At 68.6% G+C, this 14,887-nt stretch carries 15 protein-coding genes; 4 read left to right on the top strand and 11 right to left on the bottom strand.

Annotated features, from left to right (window positions below; genetic code table 11):
* Nucleotides 1-33: 33 nt before the first annotated feature.
* Complete coding sequence (locus tag ACIO3S_RS01065; protein WP_400458589.1) at nucleotides 34-1,377, bottom strand: FAD-dependent oxidoreductase; 1,344 nt, start codon at nucleotides 1,375-1,377, stop codon at nucleotides 34-36.
* Between the two features lie 920 nt (nucleotides 1,378-2,297).
* A complete protein-coding gene (locus ACIO3S_RS01070; protein WP_400458592.1) occupies nucleotides 2,298-3,572 on the bottom strand; it encodes an HNH endonuclease in 1,275 nt (424 codons plus the stop codon).
* Between the two features lie 596 nt (nucleotides 3,573-4,168).
* On the opposite strand from ACIO3S_RS01070, the gene ACIO3S_RS01075 reads away from it, so the two are divergent.
* Nucleotides 4,169-5,230 carry an inositol monophosphatase family protein gene (locus ACIO3S_RS01075; RefSeq protein WP_400458593.1) on the top strand — a complete coding sequence of 354 codons (1,062 nt, stop codon included), beginning with the start codon at nucleotides 4,169-4,171 and terminating at the stop codon, nucleotides 5,228-5,230.
* 10 nt (nucleotides 5,231-5,240) lie between these two features.
* On the opposite strand, the gene ACIO3S_RS01080 is transcribed toward ACIO3S_RS01075, so the two are convergent.
* From ACIO3S_RS01080 to ACIO3S_RS01090, 3 genes are read right to left on the bottom strand one after another with little or no spacing between them, the layout of a single operon-like run.
* Nucleotides 5,241-5,813: a hypothetical protein gene (locus tag ACIO3S_RS01080; protein ID WP_160024677.1), complete on the bottom strand. Its 573-nt coding sequence runs from the start codon at nucleotides 5,811-5,813 to the stop codon at nucleotides 5,241-5,243.
* Between the two features lie 19 nt (nucleotides 5,814-5,832).
* Complete coding sequence (locus tag ACIO3S_RS01085; RefSeq protein ID WP_400458595.1) at nucleotides 5,833-6,477, bottom strand: methyltransferase domain-containing protein; 645 nt, start codon at nucleotides 6,475-6,477, stop codon at nucleotides 5,833-5,835.
* The gene (locus ACIO3S_RS01090; RefSeq protein WP_400458597.1) at nucleotides 6,474-7,382 is read right to left on the bottom strand and encodes an alpha/beta hydrolase; all 909 of its coding nucleotides are present in this window, start codon (nucleotides 7,380-7,382) and stop codon (nucleotides 6,474-6,476) included. The genes ACIO3S_RS01085 and ACIO3S_RS01090 overlap by 4 nt, the downstream gene beginning before the upstream one ends.
* 39 nt (nucleotides 7,383-7,421) lie before the next feature.
* On the opposite strand from ACIO3S_RS01090, the gene cls reads away from it, so the two are divergent.
* Genes cls through ACIO3S_RS01105 form a run of 3 tightly spaced genes read left to right on the top strand, consistent with a single transcriptional unit; the run spans nucleotide 7,422 to nucleotide 10,131 of the window.
* On the top strand, nucleotides 7,422-8,894 hold the full coding sequence (gene cls, locus ACIO3S_RS01095) for a cardiolipin synthase (protein WP_400458598.1): 1,473 nt from the start codon (nucleotides 7,422-7,424) through the stop codon (nucleotides 8,892-8,894).
* Between the two features lie 44 nt (nucleotides 8,895-8,938).
* Entirely contained in the window at nucleotides 8,939-9,418 is a 480-nt protein-coding gene (locus ACIO3S_RS01100) for a thioredoxin family protein (RefSeq protein ID WP_400458599.1), read from the top strand.
* Nucleotides 9,415-10,131 carry a cytochrome c biogenesis CcdA family protein gene (locus ACIO3S_RS01105; RefSeq protein ID WP_400458600.1) on the top strand — a complete coding sequence of 239 codons (717 nt, stop codon included), beginning with the start codon at nucleotides 9,415-9,417 and terminating at the stop codon, nucleotides 10,129-10,131. The genes ACIO3S_RS01100 and ACIO3S_RS01105 overlap by 4 nt, the downstream gene beginning before the upstream one ends.
* Here ACIO3S_RS01105 and ACIO3S_RS01110 read toward each other — a convergent pair.
* The 6 genes from ACIO3S_RS01110 to ACIO3S_RS01135 form a co-directional block, all read right to left on the bottom strand.
* Complete coding sequence (locus tag ACIO3S_RS01110) at nucleotides 10,115-10,882, bottom strand: 2-phosphosulfolactate phosphatase (protein WP_400458601.1); 768 nt, start codon at nucleotides 10,880-10,882, stop codon at nucleotides 10,115-10,117. The two genes, ACIO3S_RS01105 and ACIO3S_RS01110, sit on opposite strands and share 17 nt — an antisense overlap.
* An 18-nt stretch (nucleotides 10,883-10,900) precedes the next feature.
* Nucleotides 10,901-11,515, bottom strand: a complete 615-nt coding sequence (rdgB, locus tag ACIO3S_RS01115; RefSeq protein WP_400458602.1) for an RdgB/HAM1 family non-canonical purine NTP pyrophosphatase — start codon at nucleotides 11,513-11,515, stop codon at nucleotides 10,901-10,903.
* A complete protein-coding gene (gene rph / locus ACIO3S_RS01120) occupies nucleotides 11,505-12,212 on the bottom strand; it encodes a ribonuclease PH (protein WP_378839662.1) in 708 nt (235 codons plus the stop codon). The genes rdgB and rph overlap by 11 nt, the downstream gene beginning before the upstream one ends.
* Before the next feature lie 9 nt (nucleotides 12,213-12,221).
* Nucleotides 12,222-12,980: an SGNH/GDSL hydrolase family protein gene (locus ACIO3S_RS01125; protein WP_400458603.1), complete on the bottom strand. Its 759-nt coding sequence runs from the start codon at nucleotides 12,978-12,980 to the stop codon at nucleotides 12,222-12,224.
* 73 nt (nucleotides 12,981-13,053) lie between these two features.
* Nucleotides 13,054-13,890 carry a hypothetical protein gene (locus ACIO3S_RS01130; protein ID WP_400458605.1) on the bottom strand — a complete coding sequence of 279 codons (837 nt, stop codon included), beginning with the start codon at nucleotides 13,888-13,890 and terminating at the stop codon, nucleotides 13,054-13,056.
* A complete protein-coding gene (locus tag ACIO3S_RS01135) occupies nucleotides 13,887-14,816 on the bottom strand; it encodes an ABC transporter ATP-binding protein (RefSeq protein WP_400458606.1) in 930 nt (309 codons plus the stop codon). The genes ACIO3S_RS01130 and ACIO3S_RS01135 overlap by 4 nt, the downstream gene beginning before the upstream one ends.
* Nucleotides 14,817-14,887 lie beyond the last annotated feature (71 nt).

Below are 14,887 nucleotides of genomic sequence, written 5' to 3' on the forward strand. Positions count from 1 at the left end.
GGATGACCGGCCCAGCGGCGTACGAACTCTGTGTCAGGCGTTGGAGATCTGGATCATCTTGTCGCGGGGGACGACCTTGATCCGCTCGCGGCCCTGGGCCTCGCCGAGCGAGCGCTCGTGGTTGTCGAGCTTCTCCCAGCCCTCGATGGTGGTGAACTCGACGCCCTTGCCGGACAGGTGCTCGAGGACCGCCGCGGGCGAGCCGAGCTCGGCGGGCTGGAGCTTGTCGAGGTCGTGGAGGAGGTTGTCGATGGTCTCCTTGGCGTCGGACTTGGTGTGGCCGATGAGGCCGACCGGTCCGCGCTTGACCCACCCGGTGACGTACGTCCCGTTGATGTGCTCGCCGTTGAGGTCGAGCACCCGGCCGCCGGCGTTGGGGATGACACCGTTCTCGCTGTCGAAGGGCACGTCGGGGAGCGCCTCGGAGAGGTAGCCGACGGCGCGGTAGACGGCCTGGACCGGGGTGTCGGTGAACTCGCCGGTGCCGGTGACGGTGCCGTCGCCGTTGTATTCGGTCTTCTCGCTGCGCAGCGCGACCACCTGACCGTCCTCGCCGAGGATCTCGACGGGGTTCTGCATCATGTGGATGACGATCTTGTGGGGCTTGTCGCCGGCGGGCGCCTCCATGTACTTCAGGAGGATGTCGGCCACGAGCTTGGTCGCCTTGTGGCTCTGGATCGCCTTCTCGCCGGCCTCGTCGATCTCGAAGCCCTCCTCCTCGACGACGACGTCGACCGACGGGGAGTGGGAGAGCTCGCGCAGTTCCATCGGGCTGAACTTGATGTGCGCCGGGCCGCGGCGGGCGTAGACGTGGATCGTCTTGGCCGGGTTCTTCTTCAGGCCCTGGTAGACGTTGTCGGAGATCTCGGTGACCAGCTGCTCGTCGGCGGGCTTGGCCAGCATGCGGGCGACGTCGAGCGCGACGTTACCGGCGCCGAGGACGGCGACCTCCTCGGCGTCGAGGGGCCACTCGCGGGAGACGTCGGGGTGTCCGGCGTACCAGCTGACGAAGTCGGCCGCGCCGTAGGACTGGGGCAGGTCGATCCCCGGGATGTCGAGCTCTCGGTCGGCCATCGCGCCGGTGGCGAAGATGACGGCGTCGTAGAACCGGTGCAGGTCGTCGAGCTTGAGGTCGGTGCCGAAGTCGACGTTGCCGATGAAGCGGATGCTGTCCTGGTTCAGGACGCGCTTCAGAGCCTTGATGATCTCCTTGATTCGCGGGTGGTCAGGAGCCACGCCGTAGCGAACCAGGCCGTAGGGAGCAGGCAGGCGCTCGATGACGTCGACGCGCGCACCAGGGTGCTCCTTCGTGAGGATGTCGGCAGCGTAGATGCCGGCCGGACCGGCACCGACGATCGCAACGCGGATGTCACGCATAAGGGAGTTCAACCTTCCGTGGATGTACTAAGGCAAGCCTAAAGGGGGTCGTGTAACCCTCCGAATCCGTTCCACCAGGTGGTTACGAGGTCGTGCGTGGGTTCCACGCTCAATACTAGAACGTGTTCTCGTTTAGGGGTTGCCTGGGGACGTGATCTCGGACACGTACGGCGCGTCATCGGGCCTCGATCGGGTCGGGGATGCTTCGAATCTGGTGGCCGCCGACCCTGCTATCGATGGTGTTCTCGATGTCGGCCCGGAGTCAAGGGGCGCTTCTTCTGCTGGCTTCGCCGTTGAGTTCTGGTTTGGCTTCGGTTCGCCGCGCTGGAGGTGGCCGTGGTTTCGTCTCGAGGTTCGCCGCCGACCCTTGGTTCGATTGTTTCTCGATCACACACCGCGTCAAGGACGGGCTTCGCCCGCCGGCTTCGCCGGTCGCCTTCGGCGATCCTTGACCCGGTACGCGATCGAGAAAGACTTGGCCTGTATCGGGTCGGCGGCGAGGGTGTGGCGCAGCGGATTCAGTTTGGGCACGGGCTTGGGGGCTGTGACTGGTCGTGCGTCGGCGGGTCGTGCCTCGTGGGTGCCTACGGCAGTGGGCGCGATCTTGTGAATCGTTCACAAGCGAGCCGTTGTTCTTGACCGGGGTCGGATTCGGTGCCGGCAGGGTCGCGAGTTCCCCACCGATCGGGAGAGTTCCCCACGGGTGCGGAGGTTCCCCATGCTCCGGAGCGTGGGGAACCTCCACTGCGGTGGGGAAGTGTCCTCGCCGGTGGGGAGCGGCGGGCGTGGAGTCGAGCAAGGGTGGCTGGAACGCTCATGTGGGCACCGGGACGGACGGTTTCAGCAAGAGCTGAGACCGGTCGATGGTTGGAGCCGTCAGGCCCGAAGGGCAGGCCCGGTGGTGTTTCTCGCCCAGCCGGTCACGGGCGGCGGGTGAACCGGATGGTGCCGTCCGGTAGCCGCTCATGAACGTACGCCGCATTGTGCGCCAGGCGATGATGATGCGGACACAACAACGCACCGTCTTTGAGGTCTGTCTTGCCGCCAGTAGCCCAGGGGTCGAGGTGGTGGGCGTCGCACCACTCGGGTGGCATGTCGCAGCCTTCGGCCTGGCAGCACTTGTGCTGGAGCCGCATCGCTTTGCGTTGGATGGGCTGGAAGAACCTGCTGCCCCGACCGGCGTCGAGGACCTCGCTGTCGCCGCCGAGGACCCAGGGGATGATGGTGGCGTTGCACGCCATCCTCCGTGCCTCGGCCGCGGAGATGGTGGCGCCGTTGGTCTCGTCATAGCCCAGGGTGGCGATGCCGAGGTCCTTACGGAGCTCCTCGAGACTGATCACCACGTTGACCACCGTGGCGTCGCCACCGTGACGGGGTAGCGCGGCCGGGTCGACGGTCTCCAGCAGCCGGGCGAAGCCTTGGCCCATCAGTCGTTCCCACAGCGGCAACGGAGCACCCTTGCCGACCAACTGCTGCTTACGGGGCTGGGCGTAGGCCTCCACCAGCCGCTTGAACCGCATCCCCATCGAGGTCGGCAGGACGCCGTCGAACCCGATGGTGCCGTCGTGGTTGTCCCACACCCGTAGCGCGGTCTTCTGGTGGGCGCGTTCTTCCTCGGCGAGGAGGGCTTTGGCTTCGGCGTCCTCGAACCGGGCCGGGTCGATCTCACGCAGGATCCGTCGTCCGACGATGCGGAGTTCGTTCGCGGTCAGCCGCGTGGCGTAGTCAACGAGGAGCTTCTCCGCCAACACCAGGTCCTCGGCGCTGGCGATGGGGTCGGCCTCGATCTTGTCGAGCGCCTGGGTGATCACCCTTGCTTTGTCCTGGGACACCACACCTTCGGCGAGGCCGTTGGCGACGAGGTCGTACTTGGTGACCGCCGCTGCGAGCTTCACCTGGGAGCGAGCCACAGCCTTGTCGACGAGTAGTTCGGTCCGCATCCACCCAGACGCGTCCTTGGCACCGGTCTCCTCGGCGATGTCGCCGGCCGTCGCGAGCACCCGCAGCTTCAATGCGGCTTGCTGGGCCTGGAGCTTCTCCAGCCGCTCGAGGAGGTCTTTCTTCTGGCTCGTGCGCCAATAGGCGGGATCGGTGGTCAGCAGGTCTTGGAGGGCGGTCTCGATGGCGGCCAGGGCAGCGTTGATCGCGTCGCCGGGGTTGGCGCCCCAGGGGTCGATCGAGCGGCCGAGACTCATCGCTGTCCTCTCCTCGGAGGTGTGCTGTGATGTGTGTGATTCTACGCCTTCACTCGCCCTGGAGCCACTTATTTTCCCTGGTCAAGCACTGTTTTCGCGGTGAGCGAACGCCCTCGTTCCTGTGGATGGTAAGTGGCCCGAAGGGCCACCCTCAAACCTCTCAACGCCAGCCCATACCCGTAAGCATCTCTCCGCGCCACACCCGGGCCGCCGCCCCGATAGCCAGCCAAATCTTTTCTCGACGGGCGCCGGTGTCAAGGACCGCGAAGCGGCCGGCGAAGCCGGCGGCCGCAGGCCGTCCTTGACTCCGGGGTTCGTCGAGAAGACCCTCCAAGAACGGGTCGGCGGCCCACCCCAACCCCGAAGAACAGCCGAAAAGCAGTCTCCGAAAGACAAGCCCCCCGATAGATTCCCCCACCGTGGACCACTGGACGACGATGGACGAGATCCTCGCGGCACGATCAAGGTTCGAATCAGCGATCGAAGGCTGGAAGCCCCCGAACGCCCACGGCGTAGGCCTCCGCCCATCGACAGCACCCGACCACAGGCCAGAGCATTTCCCCCTGGTCAACGCCTACGGCCACCGCCTCCCGGCCGTGGTGATCGCAACAGTCGTCGGACACAAGAGCGGCACCGCGGCGTACAGACTGTCCCGAGAAGACCTCGAGCGGGCGATCGAGCTGATCTCGCCCGCGGAGGCGTACGTCGACTATGACCATCCCAACCTATGGAGCTGGCGCGACACGATCCTGCCCAGCCTGGACGAGGATCCCGAGGCAGAGGTCGTGGCGGTGTTCATCGGCGACGAGCCGGAGCAGCAACCGGATCCGGCGATCGACGCCTTCCGGGCGGCGTTCCCGGACCAAGCCGTCGCGATCGCGGCCGCTACGGCAGGTGCGGCGGTCGTCAGAGAGATGTACGGCACCGACCTGAGCCACTTCGACAAGTCCCCGACTCGCCAAGAAAACAACAACAGCGCGACCGAGGCGGACATCGCCTCGGAGAAGGCGATCCGCGAGACGATCGCGACGTACCGGCCGGAGGACGCCTTCGAGGGCGAGGAGACCGGGCGCAGCGGGGACAGCGAGCGGCGATGGTTGGTCGACCCGCTCTGCGGGACCCTCAACTACGCCGCCCAGACCCCGCTCGCCGCAGTGAACGTCGCGCTCGTGACACCCGACGGCATCGAGACGGCGGTCTCGGCGGATCCGATCAGCGAAGAGATCTTCTGGACCGACGCGACCTCCGCCTGGTTGCGCCAGGGCGGCGGCGACACCGTCCTGGCCCCGAGCCCGCGCACCCGGCTCGTCGACATCCAGTGCGACGGCCCGCTCGACCGGCCGTTCGTCGGCGGGCAGCTCGTCGCCGACCCGCGCCTGCGGGCCCAGTTCGGCCCGCGGGTGATGTCCTCCACCCTCGCGGTCGCCTGGGTGGCGGCCGGGCGGCGGGCGGCGTACGTCACCGACGGCCACCTCGAGGGGAGCGTCCACTTCACCGCCGGCATCGCGCTGTGCCAGGCCGCCGGCTGCGTCGTCACCGACCTCAACGGCGACCCGATCCACACCGGCCGCGGGATGATCGCCGCGGCCGACGCGGCCACCCACCAGCTGCTGCTGGACCTGGTCCGCCCGCACCTGGCGGCGGCGGACGGACCCTGAGCCGAACGGCTCAGCGCTGCATCAGCGCGTCCATCGCGACCGCGAGGGCAGCGGCGACCCGGAAGTCGACGCGCGGGTCGTGGACGGTGACCGTGTACTTGTCACGGAAGGCGAAGCGGCGCTCGATCGAGATCAGCGGCTGGCCCTCGGAGGACACGTAGTCGAAGTGGATCGGCAGGAAGTCGAGCTCGGTGAAGCGGCGCAGGATGGCGATGACCTGGTTGCGCTCCTGACCGGTGCCGGAGTAGCCCGGACCCTCCACCTGGAAGGTCGATCGCAGCAGGCTCTTGCCGAAGTCCTTGCGGAAGAACCCCAGCGCCGCACCGCTCGGGTCGGTGACGTCGTAGCCGGCGTTGAGGTCCATCACCGCACGGGCCTTGAACGCGAAGACGGCCTGCGACTTCGACTCGTCGGCGTAGAACGTCACCTGCTCCTTGAACGCCAGCCGCTTCTGCTGCGCGAAGGCGAGCACCTGCCCCTCCGAGCCGTCGGCATTGGCGGCCTGAGCGACGTACTTGTTGGCGAAGGGCGTCACCTTCTGGCGGAGGAAGAAGCGAGGGACGTGGTACGGCTGCTGCGTCATGGGCGCAACCTATCGGTCGTCAGCGACGGCGCGCGACGAGATACGCCTGCGGCGTCCGCTCCCAGTCCTCGGCGGAGCGCACCACGGTCGCGGTGACCTCGAAACCCGCCTCCTCGAGCAGGGCGCTGGTCGCCTCGACCGGGAGCCGGTAGCCGTCGAAGGTGACGTCGTGGCCGTAGGCGCCGATGTGGCGTACGTGCTCGTCCCCGACCTGGAAAGCGGTCACGAACCGGCCGCCGCGGCGGGTGACCCGGGCGAGCTCGGCGATGACATCGGGCCGGCGCGCGGGCGGGGTGTGGATGAGCGAGTACCAGGCCAGCACCCCGGCGAGCTCACCGTCGCGGAGCGGGAGACGGGCCATGTCGCCGACCTCGAACCGGAGCGCCGGATGCCGCTCCTTGGCCTGCGCGATCATGCCCGTCGACAGGTCGACCCCGAAGACGTCGATCCCCCGCTCTGCCAGATAGGCCGTCACCCGCCCGGGCCCACAGCCGATGTCGCCGACCAGCCCGCCACCGTCCTTGCGTACGTAGCTGACGAACGTGTCGAGCACACCGGTGTCGAACGAGGTCTCGGTCATCGTCGGGTCGACGATCTCGGCGTACGCCTTGGAGACGGTGTCGTAAGCAGCCCGGGTCTCGGTGACGTCGTAAGGCTCAGTCACCGGCGACCTCGTAGCCTGTGCTGGTTCAAGCTGTGCTGATTCAAGAAGGCAGCGGTCATCGCCATCACCGATTCCGCGGCCGGGAAGGTCTGGCCGTGGCGCCAGAAGCCGTGGATCTGGCCGACGGCACGGAAGGCGACCACCTCGACGCCGAGGTCGGCCAACCGGAGCGCGAAGTCCTCGTTCTCGTCGGTGAGGATGTCGCCCTCGGCGCTGACGATCAGCGTCGGCGGCAGGCCACGAAGCTCCTGGTCAGAGGCGAGATACGGGCCGAGGTCGGGATTTCGGAGATCGGCCTCGGTCGAGGCGTACTGCTTCCAGTACCAGGCCGCCTCCTCGTTCCAGCCGTCCTCCATCGCGTAGCCCGGGGTGCTCATCGACGGGTCGAGGAATGGGTAGACGAGCACCATCGCGCCGAAGACACCCGGGTTGCGCAGAGCCGCGACGAGAGCGAGGTTGCCGCCGGCGCTGTCGCCGTGGACGTACGCCGGCAACGTGCTCAGCAGCTGGTCGTTGCCCAGCCACTTGACGACCGTGTCGACATCATCGGGAGCCGCGGGATAGGGGTGCTCCGGAGGCCTGCGGTAGTCGACCGACAGCACCCGCAGCCCACTCCGGTTGGCCAGCCGCCGGCACGCGGCGTCGTGGACCTCGACGTCGTTGAAGACGAAGCCACCGCCGTGGAGGTGGACGATCACCCCCTCGCGTACGTCCTCGGGGGTGTAGAGCCGGCACGGAACCCCGTCGGCGTCGATGCCGGTGACCTCCGCGACCTCCTCCTTCGCCTCGGCCGCGGCCAGCTTGCGGGCCTGGTCGCGCTGGGCGGCGACGTCGACCTCCCAGACCGGCGGCGAGGCCTCCTCGGCGGCGATGGCACGGCGGGCGGCGGGGAAGAGTCGAACCATGTCAGAAGATTCCCACACGAGTGGCGGTGGTGCATGCTGATGCGCATGACAGTGGCGGGGGTCATGGGGACCTCGATCTACATCATCGACCTGCTGGTCAAGGTCATCGCGCTCGGGGTGGTGCCGAAGAACCGGCGTCCGAGCAGTGCGATGGCGTGGCTGCTGGCCATCTTCTTCATCCCGGGAATCGGCCTTATCGGCTACCTGCTGCTCGGTCAGACCCGACTCGACCGGCGGCGTCACGAGCGGCAGCGGGCGCTCAACGAGGAGGTCACCCGGTACGTCGCGGGGCTGCCGAGGCCGCCATACCCGGACTCGCTCTCGCAGGTCGACGCGACCATGATCGAGCTCAACGAGCGGCTCGGCTCGTTGCCCGCCACGCCGGGGAACCGGGTCGAGCTCATCGCCGACTACCGCGGCTCGATCGAGGCGATGACGGCGGCGGTCGAGCAGGCCGAGCACTACGTGCACGTGCAGTTCTACATCACCGCCTGCGACCACATGACCGAGCCGTTCTTCGACGCCCTCGACCGGGCGACGGCGCGGGGCGTGGGCGTCCGGCTCCTCCTCGACCATCTGGGCTCCCGCGGCATCCCGGTATGGCGTCAGCTGGTCAAGCGGCTCGACGCCTCCGACATCGACTGGCGCCCGTTGCTGCCGATCGACCCCCTCCGCGGCCAGATCCGCCGCCCCGACCTACGCAACCACCGCAAGCTGCTGGTCGTCGACGGCCGGGTCGCCTTCACCGGCTCGCAGAACCTGATCGAGCCCGGCTACAACAAGCCGAAGAACCACAAGGCGGGTCGGGAATGGGTCGAGCTGACCGCCCGGATCGAGGGACCGTTGGTCGCCGCACTCAACGTCGTGTTCGCCAGCGACTGGGACACCGAGACCGGCGAGCTGCTGCGATCCGAGCTCGCGGTCTCGTCATCGGTCTCGGTGTCCGGCGAGCCCGTCGGCGACGTCACCGGCCAGATCGTGCCGAGCGGGCCGGGCATCGATGCCGAGAACAATCTGCGCGCCTTCACCTCGCTGATCTACGCTGCCAAGTCGCGGATCTCGATCACGAGCCCCTACTTCGTGCCCGACGAGTCGCTCCTCTACGCCGTCACCACCGCCGCCCGGCGAGGCGTCGCGGTGGAGCTGTTCGTCAGCGAGGGCAAGGACCAGTTCATGGTCTTCCACGCCCAGCGCTCCTACTACGAGGCGCTGCTCGAGGCTGGTGTCCGCATCTACCTCTACCCCAAGCCCGCCGTCCTGCACTCCAAGCACTTCAGCATCGACGACGAGGTCGCCGTGCTCGGCTCGAGCAACATGGACATGCGCTCCTTCGCCCTCAACTACGAGGTCTCGCTGATGCTCTTCGACGGCGACCCGGTGGCACAGCTGCGGAAGGTCGAGGACAGCTACCGGGCCATCTCGCGCGAGCTGCTGCTCGAGGAGTGGCTCGCGCGGCCGAAGGTCGCGGCGTACGTCGACAACGTGCTGCGCCTGACCGCCGCTCTTCAGTGAGGTCGATGCACACACCAGTCCGGGGAGACGTACGCTCCGAACCCATGCCCGTGAGCACCCGAATCCTGGCCCTGTTGACCATCCTCTGCGCGGTGACCGTCGGCTGCGGCTCGGCGGAGACCGTCGATGACTCCGCATCGCCCACCGCGAGCGCGAGCACGCCGCCCACCTCGCCCGCCGCCGGGAACGACTCGTCCCCCTCCTGCGAGGCAACGGGACGCTATGCCGACTACACCGAGGCGGCCGTCGCCGACGAGTGCTACACCGACACGATCCTCTTCTTCCACGCGCCCTGGTGCCCCGAGTGCCGCGGGTTCGAGGAGGCGATCAAGAGCGGCGAGGTGCCTGACCGGGCCCAGATCCTGAAGGTCGACTACGACTCCGCGACCGACCTGCGCAAGCAGCACGGGGTGACGATCCAGTCGACCTTCGTACGCGTCGACCCCGCCGGCAAGACGGTCAAGCTCTGGTCCGGCTACGGCCAGGACAAGTCGGTCGACGCCATCCTCGAGAACACTCAGTGACGCTGCTGCTCGCGTCGTTCCTCGCCGGGGCGCTCTCGGTGCTCGCCCCGTGCGTGGTGGCGTTCGTACCCGTGATCCTCTCCCGCGGGACCGGTGAACGGCGGCCATGGGTCGCGGTGGCCGCGCTCGGGGTCTCGATCATCGTGTTCAGCATCGCGCTCAAGTCGACGACGCTGCTGATCGACGTACCGCCGATGTTCTGGAGCGTCGTCTCCAGTGTGATCGTGGCGCTCTTCGGGGTCGTGATGATCTGGCCGCGGCTGTGGGACGCGGTGGCGCTCCGGCTCGGGCTCGGTTCGCGCGCCCAGGAGCGTCTGGCCCGGGCGAGCACCCGTCGCGGGATCGGCGGCGACATCCTCCTGGGCGCGAGCATGGGGCCGGTCTTCAGCGCCTGCAGCCCGACGTACGCCTTGATCGTGGCGGCCATCCTCCCGGCTGAGCCGCTGCGCGGCCTCGGCTACCTGCTCGCGTACGTCGCGGGCCTGACGCTCCTACTGGCCGCGGTCATGGCGGGCGGACGGGCGCTGATCGCCAGGCTCAGGTGGGCGATCGACCCCGAGGGCGCCTTCCACAAGGTGCTCGGGGTCGTCCTGGTGCTCATCGGCGTCGCGATCGCGACCGGGCTGGACAAGGCCCTGCTCACGCTGCTCGTGGAGCAGGGGCTCTTCGACTGGCAGATCGGCCTGGAGGGCCGGCTCAGCACGGATCAGTGAGCCGGTCTGCGGCCGACACGAACGACCTGCCGCGCAGGAGCGGAACCACCGACGAGCTGTCCAGCTCGGAGGCCACGACCACGTCGTCCGCATAGCCCTTCGCGGTCAGCTCCCGGCCGCCCGCGCAGGCATGGAGCGCGTCCGGAAGATCGGCCGCGCGGAACGCGTCGCGCGCCATCGCTGCCTCGGGCGAGGGGTCGCTCGGGTCGAGAGCGGCCAGCACCGCCCCGGCACCCCAGAGGTCCTCGACCGCGGGGCGGAGCGTGCCGTCCGGCCAGCGCTCCCCCGACGCGATGAAGGCGACGCTCGCGCCCTCGGCGCAGCGAGGAGCGAGCCACTCGGCGACCGCGGTGCGGTTGCGGAGCGAGGCACCAACGACCGTGGCACCGCCGTCGGCGAGCAGACTGCTGATCGTCGAGCCGTTGGGCGAGGGCAGCACGAGCCGCCGGACGCCCTCGGCCCGGTGCAGCGAGGCGGGCGAGAGCGAGGGCCGGCCGGGCACCGCGTCCTGGCGCTGCACCGCGAGCACAGCGTCACGCTCACGTGCGTACGCCTCCGCCCGGTCGTCCCGCCATCGGAACGGGAACACCTCGATCCCGCGCTCGACGGCGACCGTCAGCGTCGTGGTGAACGAGAGCACGTCCACCACGACGGCGATGTCCACCGGCCCGATCGCCTCGGCGCCCACCGGCCCCCACTCGAGCCGGAACCGGTAGGCGTGCTGACGGTGCTGAGCGTCGAAGGTGGTCACGCGATGAGGTTCCCAGGCCTAGCCGAGAGCGGAGGCGATCTGCGGGGAGATCTCGCGCAGGGCGCGGCCACGGTGGGAGATGGCGTCCTTCTCCTCGATCGACAGCTCCGCGGACGTACGTCCGTCCTCGGTGTCGACCGCGACGAACAGGACGTCGTAGCCGAAGCCGCCGTCACCGCGGACCTCGCGGATGATCCGGCCGTCCATGCGGCCCTCGACCACGATCTCGCCACCGTCCCAGACGAAGGCGATCGCGCAGGCGAAGTGGGCGCCGCGGCGCTCGTCAGGGACGTCCGAGAGCTGAGCCAGGAGCAGCTCGTTGTTGCGCGCGTCGGACTTGGGCGGACCGCCCCAGCGAGCCGAGAGCACACCGGGCATCCCGTTGAGCGCGTCGACGCAGAGCCCCGAGTCGTCCGCGACGGTCGGCAGCCCGGTGGCCTTGAAACCGGCCCTGGCCTTGATCAGCGCGTTGCCCTCGAACGTCGGCGCGTCCTCGACCGGCTCGTCGTAGTGGGTGACGTCGTCGAGGCCGACGACCGAGACCCCAGGCACCAGCGGCGAGAGGATCCGGAACATCTCCTCCAGCTTCTTGGCGTTGCGCGAGGCGACGTGGATCTTCGGCTCAGCCGGCAAGTGCGGCCTCCTGCAGCTTGGTCAGGTCGGCGCAGCCCTTCTCGCCCAGCGCCAGCAGGGCGTCGAGCTCGGCACGGTCAAAAGCGACGCCCTCGGCGGTGCCCTGCACCTCGACGAACTTGCCCTCGCCGGTCATCACGATGTTCATGTCGGTCTCGGCGCGCACGTCCTCCTCGTAGGGAAGGTCGAGGCGCGGCACACCGTCGATGATCCCGACCGAGATCGCCGCGACGGAGCCGGTCAGCGCCTTCTGCACGCCCAGCGAGGCCACCGCGTCGGACAGCGCGACATAGGCGCCGGTGATGGCTGCCGTACGCGTCCCGCCGTCGGCCTGCAGCACGTCGCAGTCGATGTTGATCGTGTTCTCGCCCAGGGCCTTGTAGTCGATCACGGCGCGCAGCGAGCGCCCGATGAGGCGCGAGATCTCGTGCGTACGTCCGCCGATCTTGCCCTTCACCGACTCGCGCGAGGAGCGCTCGTGGGTGGCCGCGGGCAGCATGGCGTACTCCGCCGTCACCCAGCCCAGCCCGGAGCCCTTGCGCCAGCGCGGCACGCCCTCGGAGGCCGAGGCGGCGCACAGGACACGGGTCTTGCCGAACTCGATGAGGACGGAACCGGCCGCGTGGTCGAGCCAGTTGCGGGTGATCTTGATGGGGCGCAGCTCGTCGTCGGCGCGCCCGTCAGCTCGTGTGGTCACGGGACCACCCTATGCAACGGTCTCCCGTGCCCACGCCCGGCGTACGACCCACGGCCCCAGATCGCGCGCCCGGCGCCCCATCCACGGCACGCCCTCGCCGGCCATCCAGGCCAGGTCCTGCCGCCAGGTGGTCGGCAGCCCGCCGGCAGGCTCCAGCGACGGAGGCTCGAAGGGGAGGCCGTACGCCACCAGCTGCTCACCGAACGCACGAGCCATCCGCCGGTGGCCGAGCTCGGAGGGGTGCAGCCGGTCGGCGGCCCAGAACCTTCGCTCGTGCAGGTCGGGAACCGCACCCAGGTCCAGCCGCAGGCCCCCGTAGGTGGCATGGACCTCGTCCCAGATGGCGTTGAGATCGGCCGTACGCCGCTGGATCGACCGCTTCATCCAGCCAGGCATCGGCCACATCACCGAGTGGTCGTGGAAGCGCGCCGTCATCAGCAGCGCACCCTGGCCCGCGAGCGCGTCGGCGCAGGTCATCAGGTCGTTGCGGAGACGCTCGGTGTCCCAGCTCGACCGCATCACGTCGTTGACCCCGACGATCAGCGAGGCCACGTCGGGCCGGTGCGCCACCGCATCGGCGAGCTGCTGCTCGACCACGACGGTCGAGGTCGCGCCGATGACCGCGGTGTTGCAGAAGGAGATGTCGTACGTCTGTCCCAGAGCCTCGGCGAGAAGCCGCGCCCATCCTCGCCAACCCTCACGGACCGGGTCGCCGAGGCCAACGGTGGCGCTGTCACCGAGCGCCGCGTAACGCAGGTAGGTGCCCACGTCTCACAACGGTGACGGGGGTGGGTGCCGAAGCACCCACCCCCGCGTGTCGTGTCGCGAACAGTCCGATGAACTACTTCAGCTCGGACTTGAGGACCCGCATCGTGCCGAGCACCAGCGGCAGCCCGACCCACAGTGCGATCGAGGTGGCCAGCCTGGCGTACCCGAGAGCTCCGTCCTCGACGGCGAGCCCGGCTGCTCTCATCTCGTTCTCCGCGATGTAGGGCATCATCGCGACCTGCATCGAGATCCACGGGAAGAGGTTCTGAGCCCAGTCGAAGATGAAGTAGAGGGCGCTGAAGACGGACGCCTCCAGGATCAGCGTGTAGCCGTAGTAGATGACCAGCGCGGCCGGGGTGTTGAGCAGCAGCATCGCGAACCCGAAGCCCATGAGCAGGTAGAGGACCTGCGTCGCCAGGGTCCACGCGAGCGCCTCACCGGTCACGTTCCAGTTCGCGTCCGATCCGGCGATCGCCGCTCCCGCCACCGTCCCGATCGCACCGATGCCGACCGCGATGGCCATGGTCACGATGCCGAGGACGAAGACCGCGACGAGCTTCGCGAAGACGACCTTGAGCCGGCTGGGCTCGAGGGTGAAGGTGACCATGTGGGTGCGCTGACCCCACTCCTGGGTCACGATCATGATCGCCAGCACCGGCACCAGGAGCGACACCGGGAAGGAAAGGGCGCTCATCCAGGTCGATGCGGGCAGCGCTGCCATGTCGGACAGTGCGGTGACGAGCAGGATGATTCCCGCGACCAGGGCGATCAGACCACCGGTGATCATCAGCATGACCCGGCCGGCACGCGTGTCGGTCATCTTGCGCCACTCGACCAGCACCAGGCGGCCGAAAGGCACCTTGGTGGCCGTCGGCAACGGGGTCGACGGCGCTACGGATACGGCGCTCATGCGGAGACTCCTTCGGCGTGGATCTGGGTGGTGCTCTCGCGCTGGGTATCGGCGGTGAGCTGCAGGAAGATGTCCTCGAGCCCGGCGCCGCCGTCACGCAGGTCGGTGAGCACGACGTTGGCCTCCAGAGCGGCCTTGCCCACCTCCGCCGGGGCGGCGGAGACCCGCATGCCGGTGCCGATCGGCTCGACGCTGTAGCCCTTGGCCTTGAGCGCGACGGTGAGCGCCTCGTTGTCCAGGGAGGTGACCAGCGCCTGGCCGGCGGTGCCCTGGCCGGCGAGGATGGCGTCCTTGGTGCCCTCGGCCACGATGCGACCGTTGCCGATGAGGATCAGCTCGTCGGCGATCTGCTCGACCTCGTGCAGCAGGTGGGAGGAGAGCAGGACGGTGCCGCCGCGGTCGGCGTACTCCTTCAGCAGGCCACGCATCCAGCGGATACCCGCAGGGTCCAGGCCGTTGGCCGGCTCGTCCAGGATCAGCACCTTGGGGTCACCGATCAGCGCGTGCGCAATGCCGAGACGCTGCTTCATGCCCAGCGAGTAGTTCTTGATCCGGCGCTTCGCCTCCGACGGCGTCAGCGAGACCAGCTCGAGCATCTCGTCGACGCGCGACTTGGGCAGGCCCATCGTCATCGCGGCGAGCGTGAGCACCTCTCGGCCGGTGCGGCCGTCGTGCTGGGCGCTGGCGTCCAGCAGCACGCCGACGTGGCGGCCCGGGTTGGGGAGGTCGGCATAGAGGCTGCCGTTGATCGTTGCCCGACCCTTGGTGGGGTTGGTCAGTCCGACCATGATGCGCATGGAGGTCGACTTGCCCGCGCCGTTCGGGCCGAGGAAGCCGGTGACTTTGCCGGCCTCGGCGGTGAACGACACGTCGTCGACCGCGGTGAAGGTCCCATAGACCCTCGTCAGTCCTTCGACTTTGATCATGTCGTACATCCTGCCGTGCCTCCGGCGCAGACTGCATCGGACATACGGATGACCCTCGACCCGACGAAAGT

This window comes from Nocardioides sp. NPDC087217, assembly GCF_044744805.1.
In the GTDB taxonomy this organism is placed as follows: domain Bacteria; phylum Actinomycetota; class Actinomycetes; order Propionibacteriales; family Nocardioidaceae; genus Nocardioides.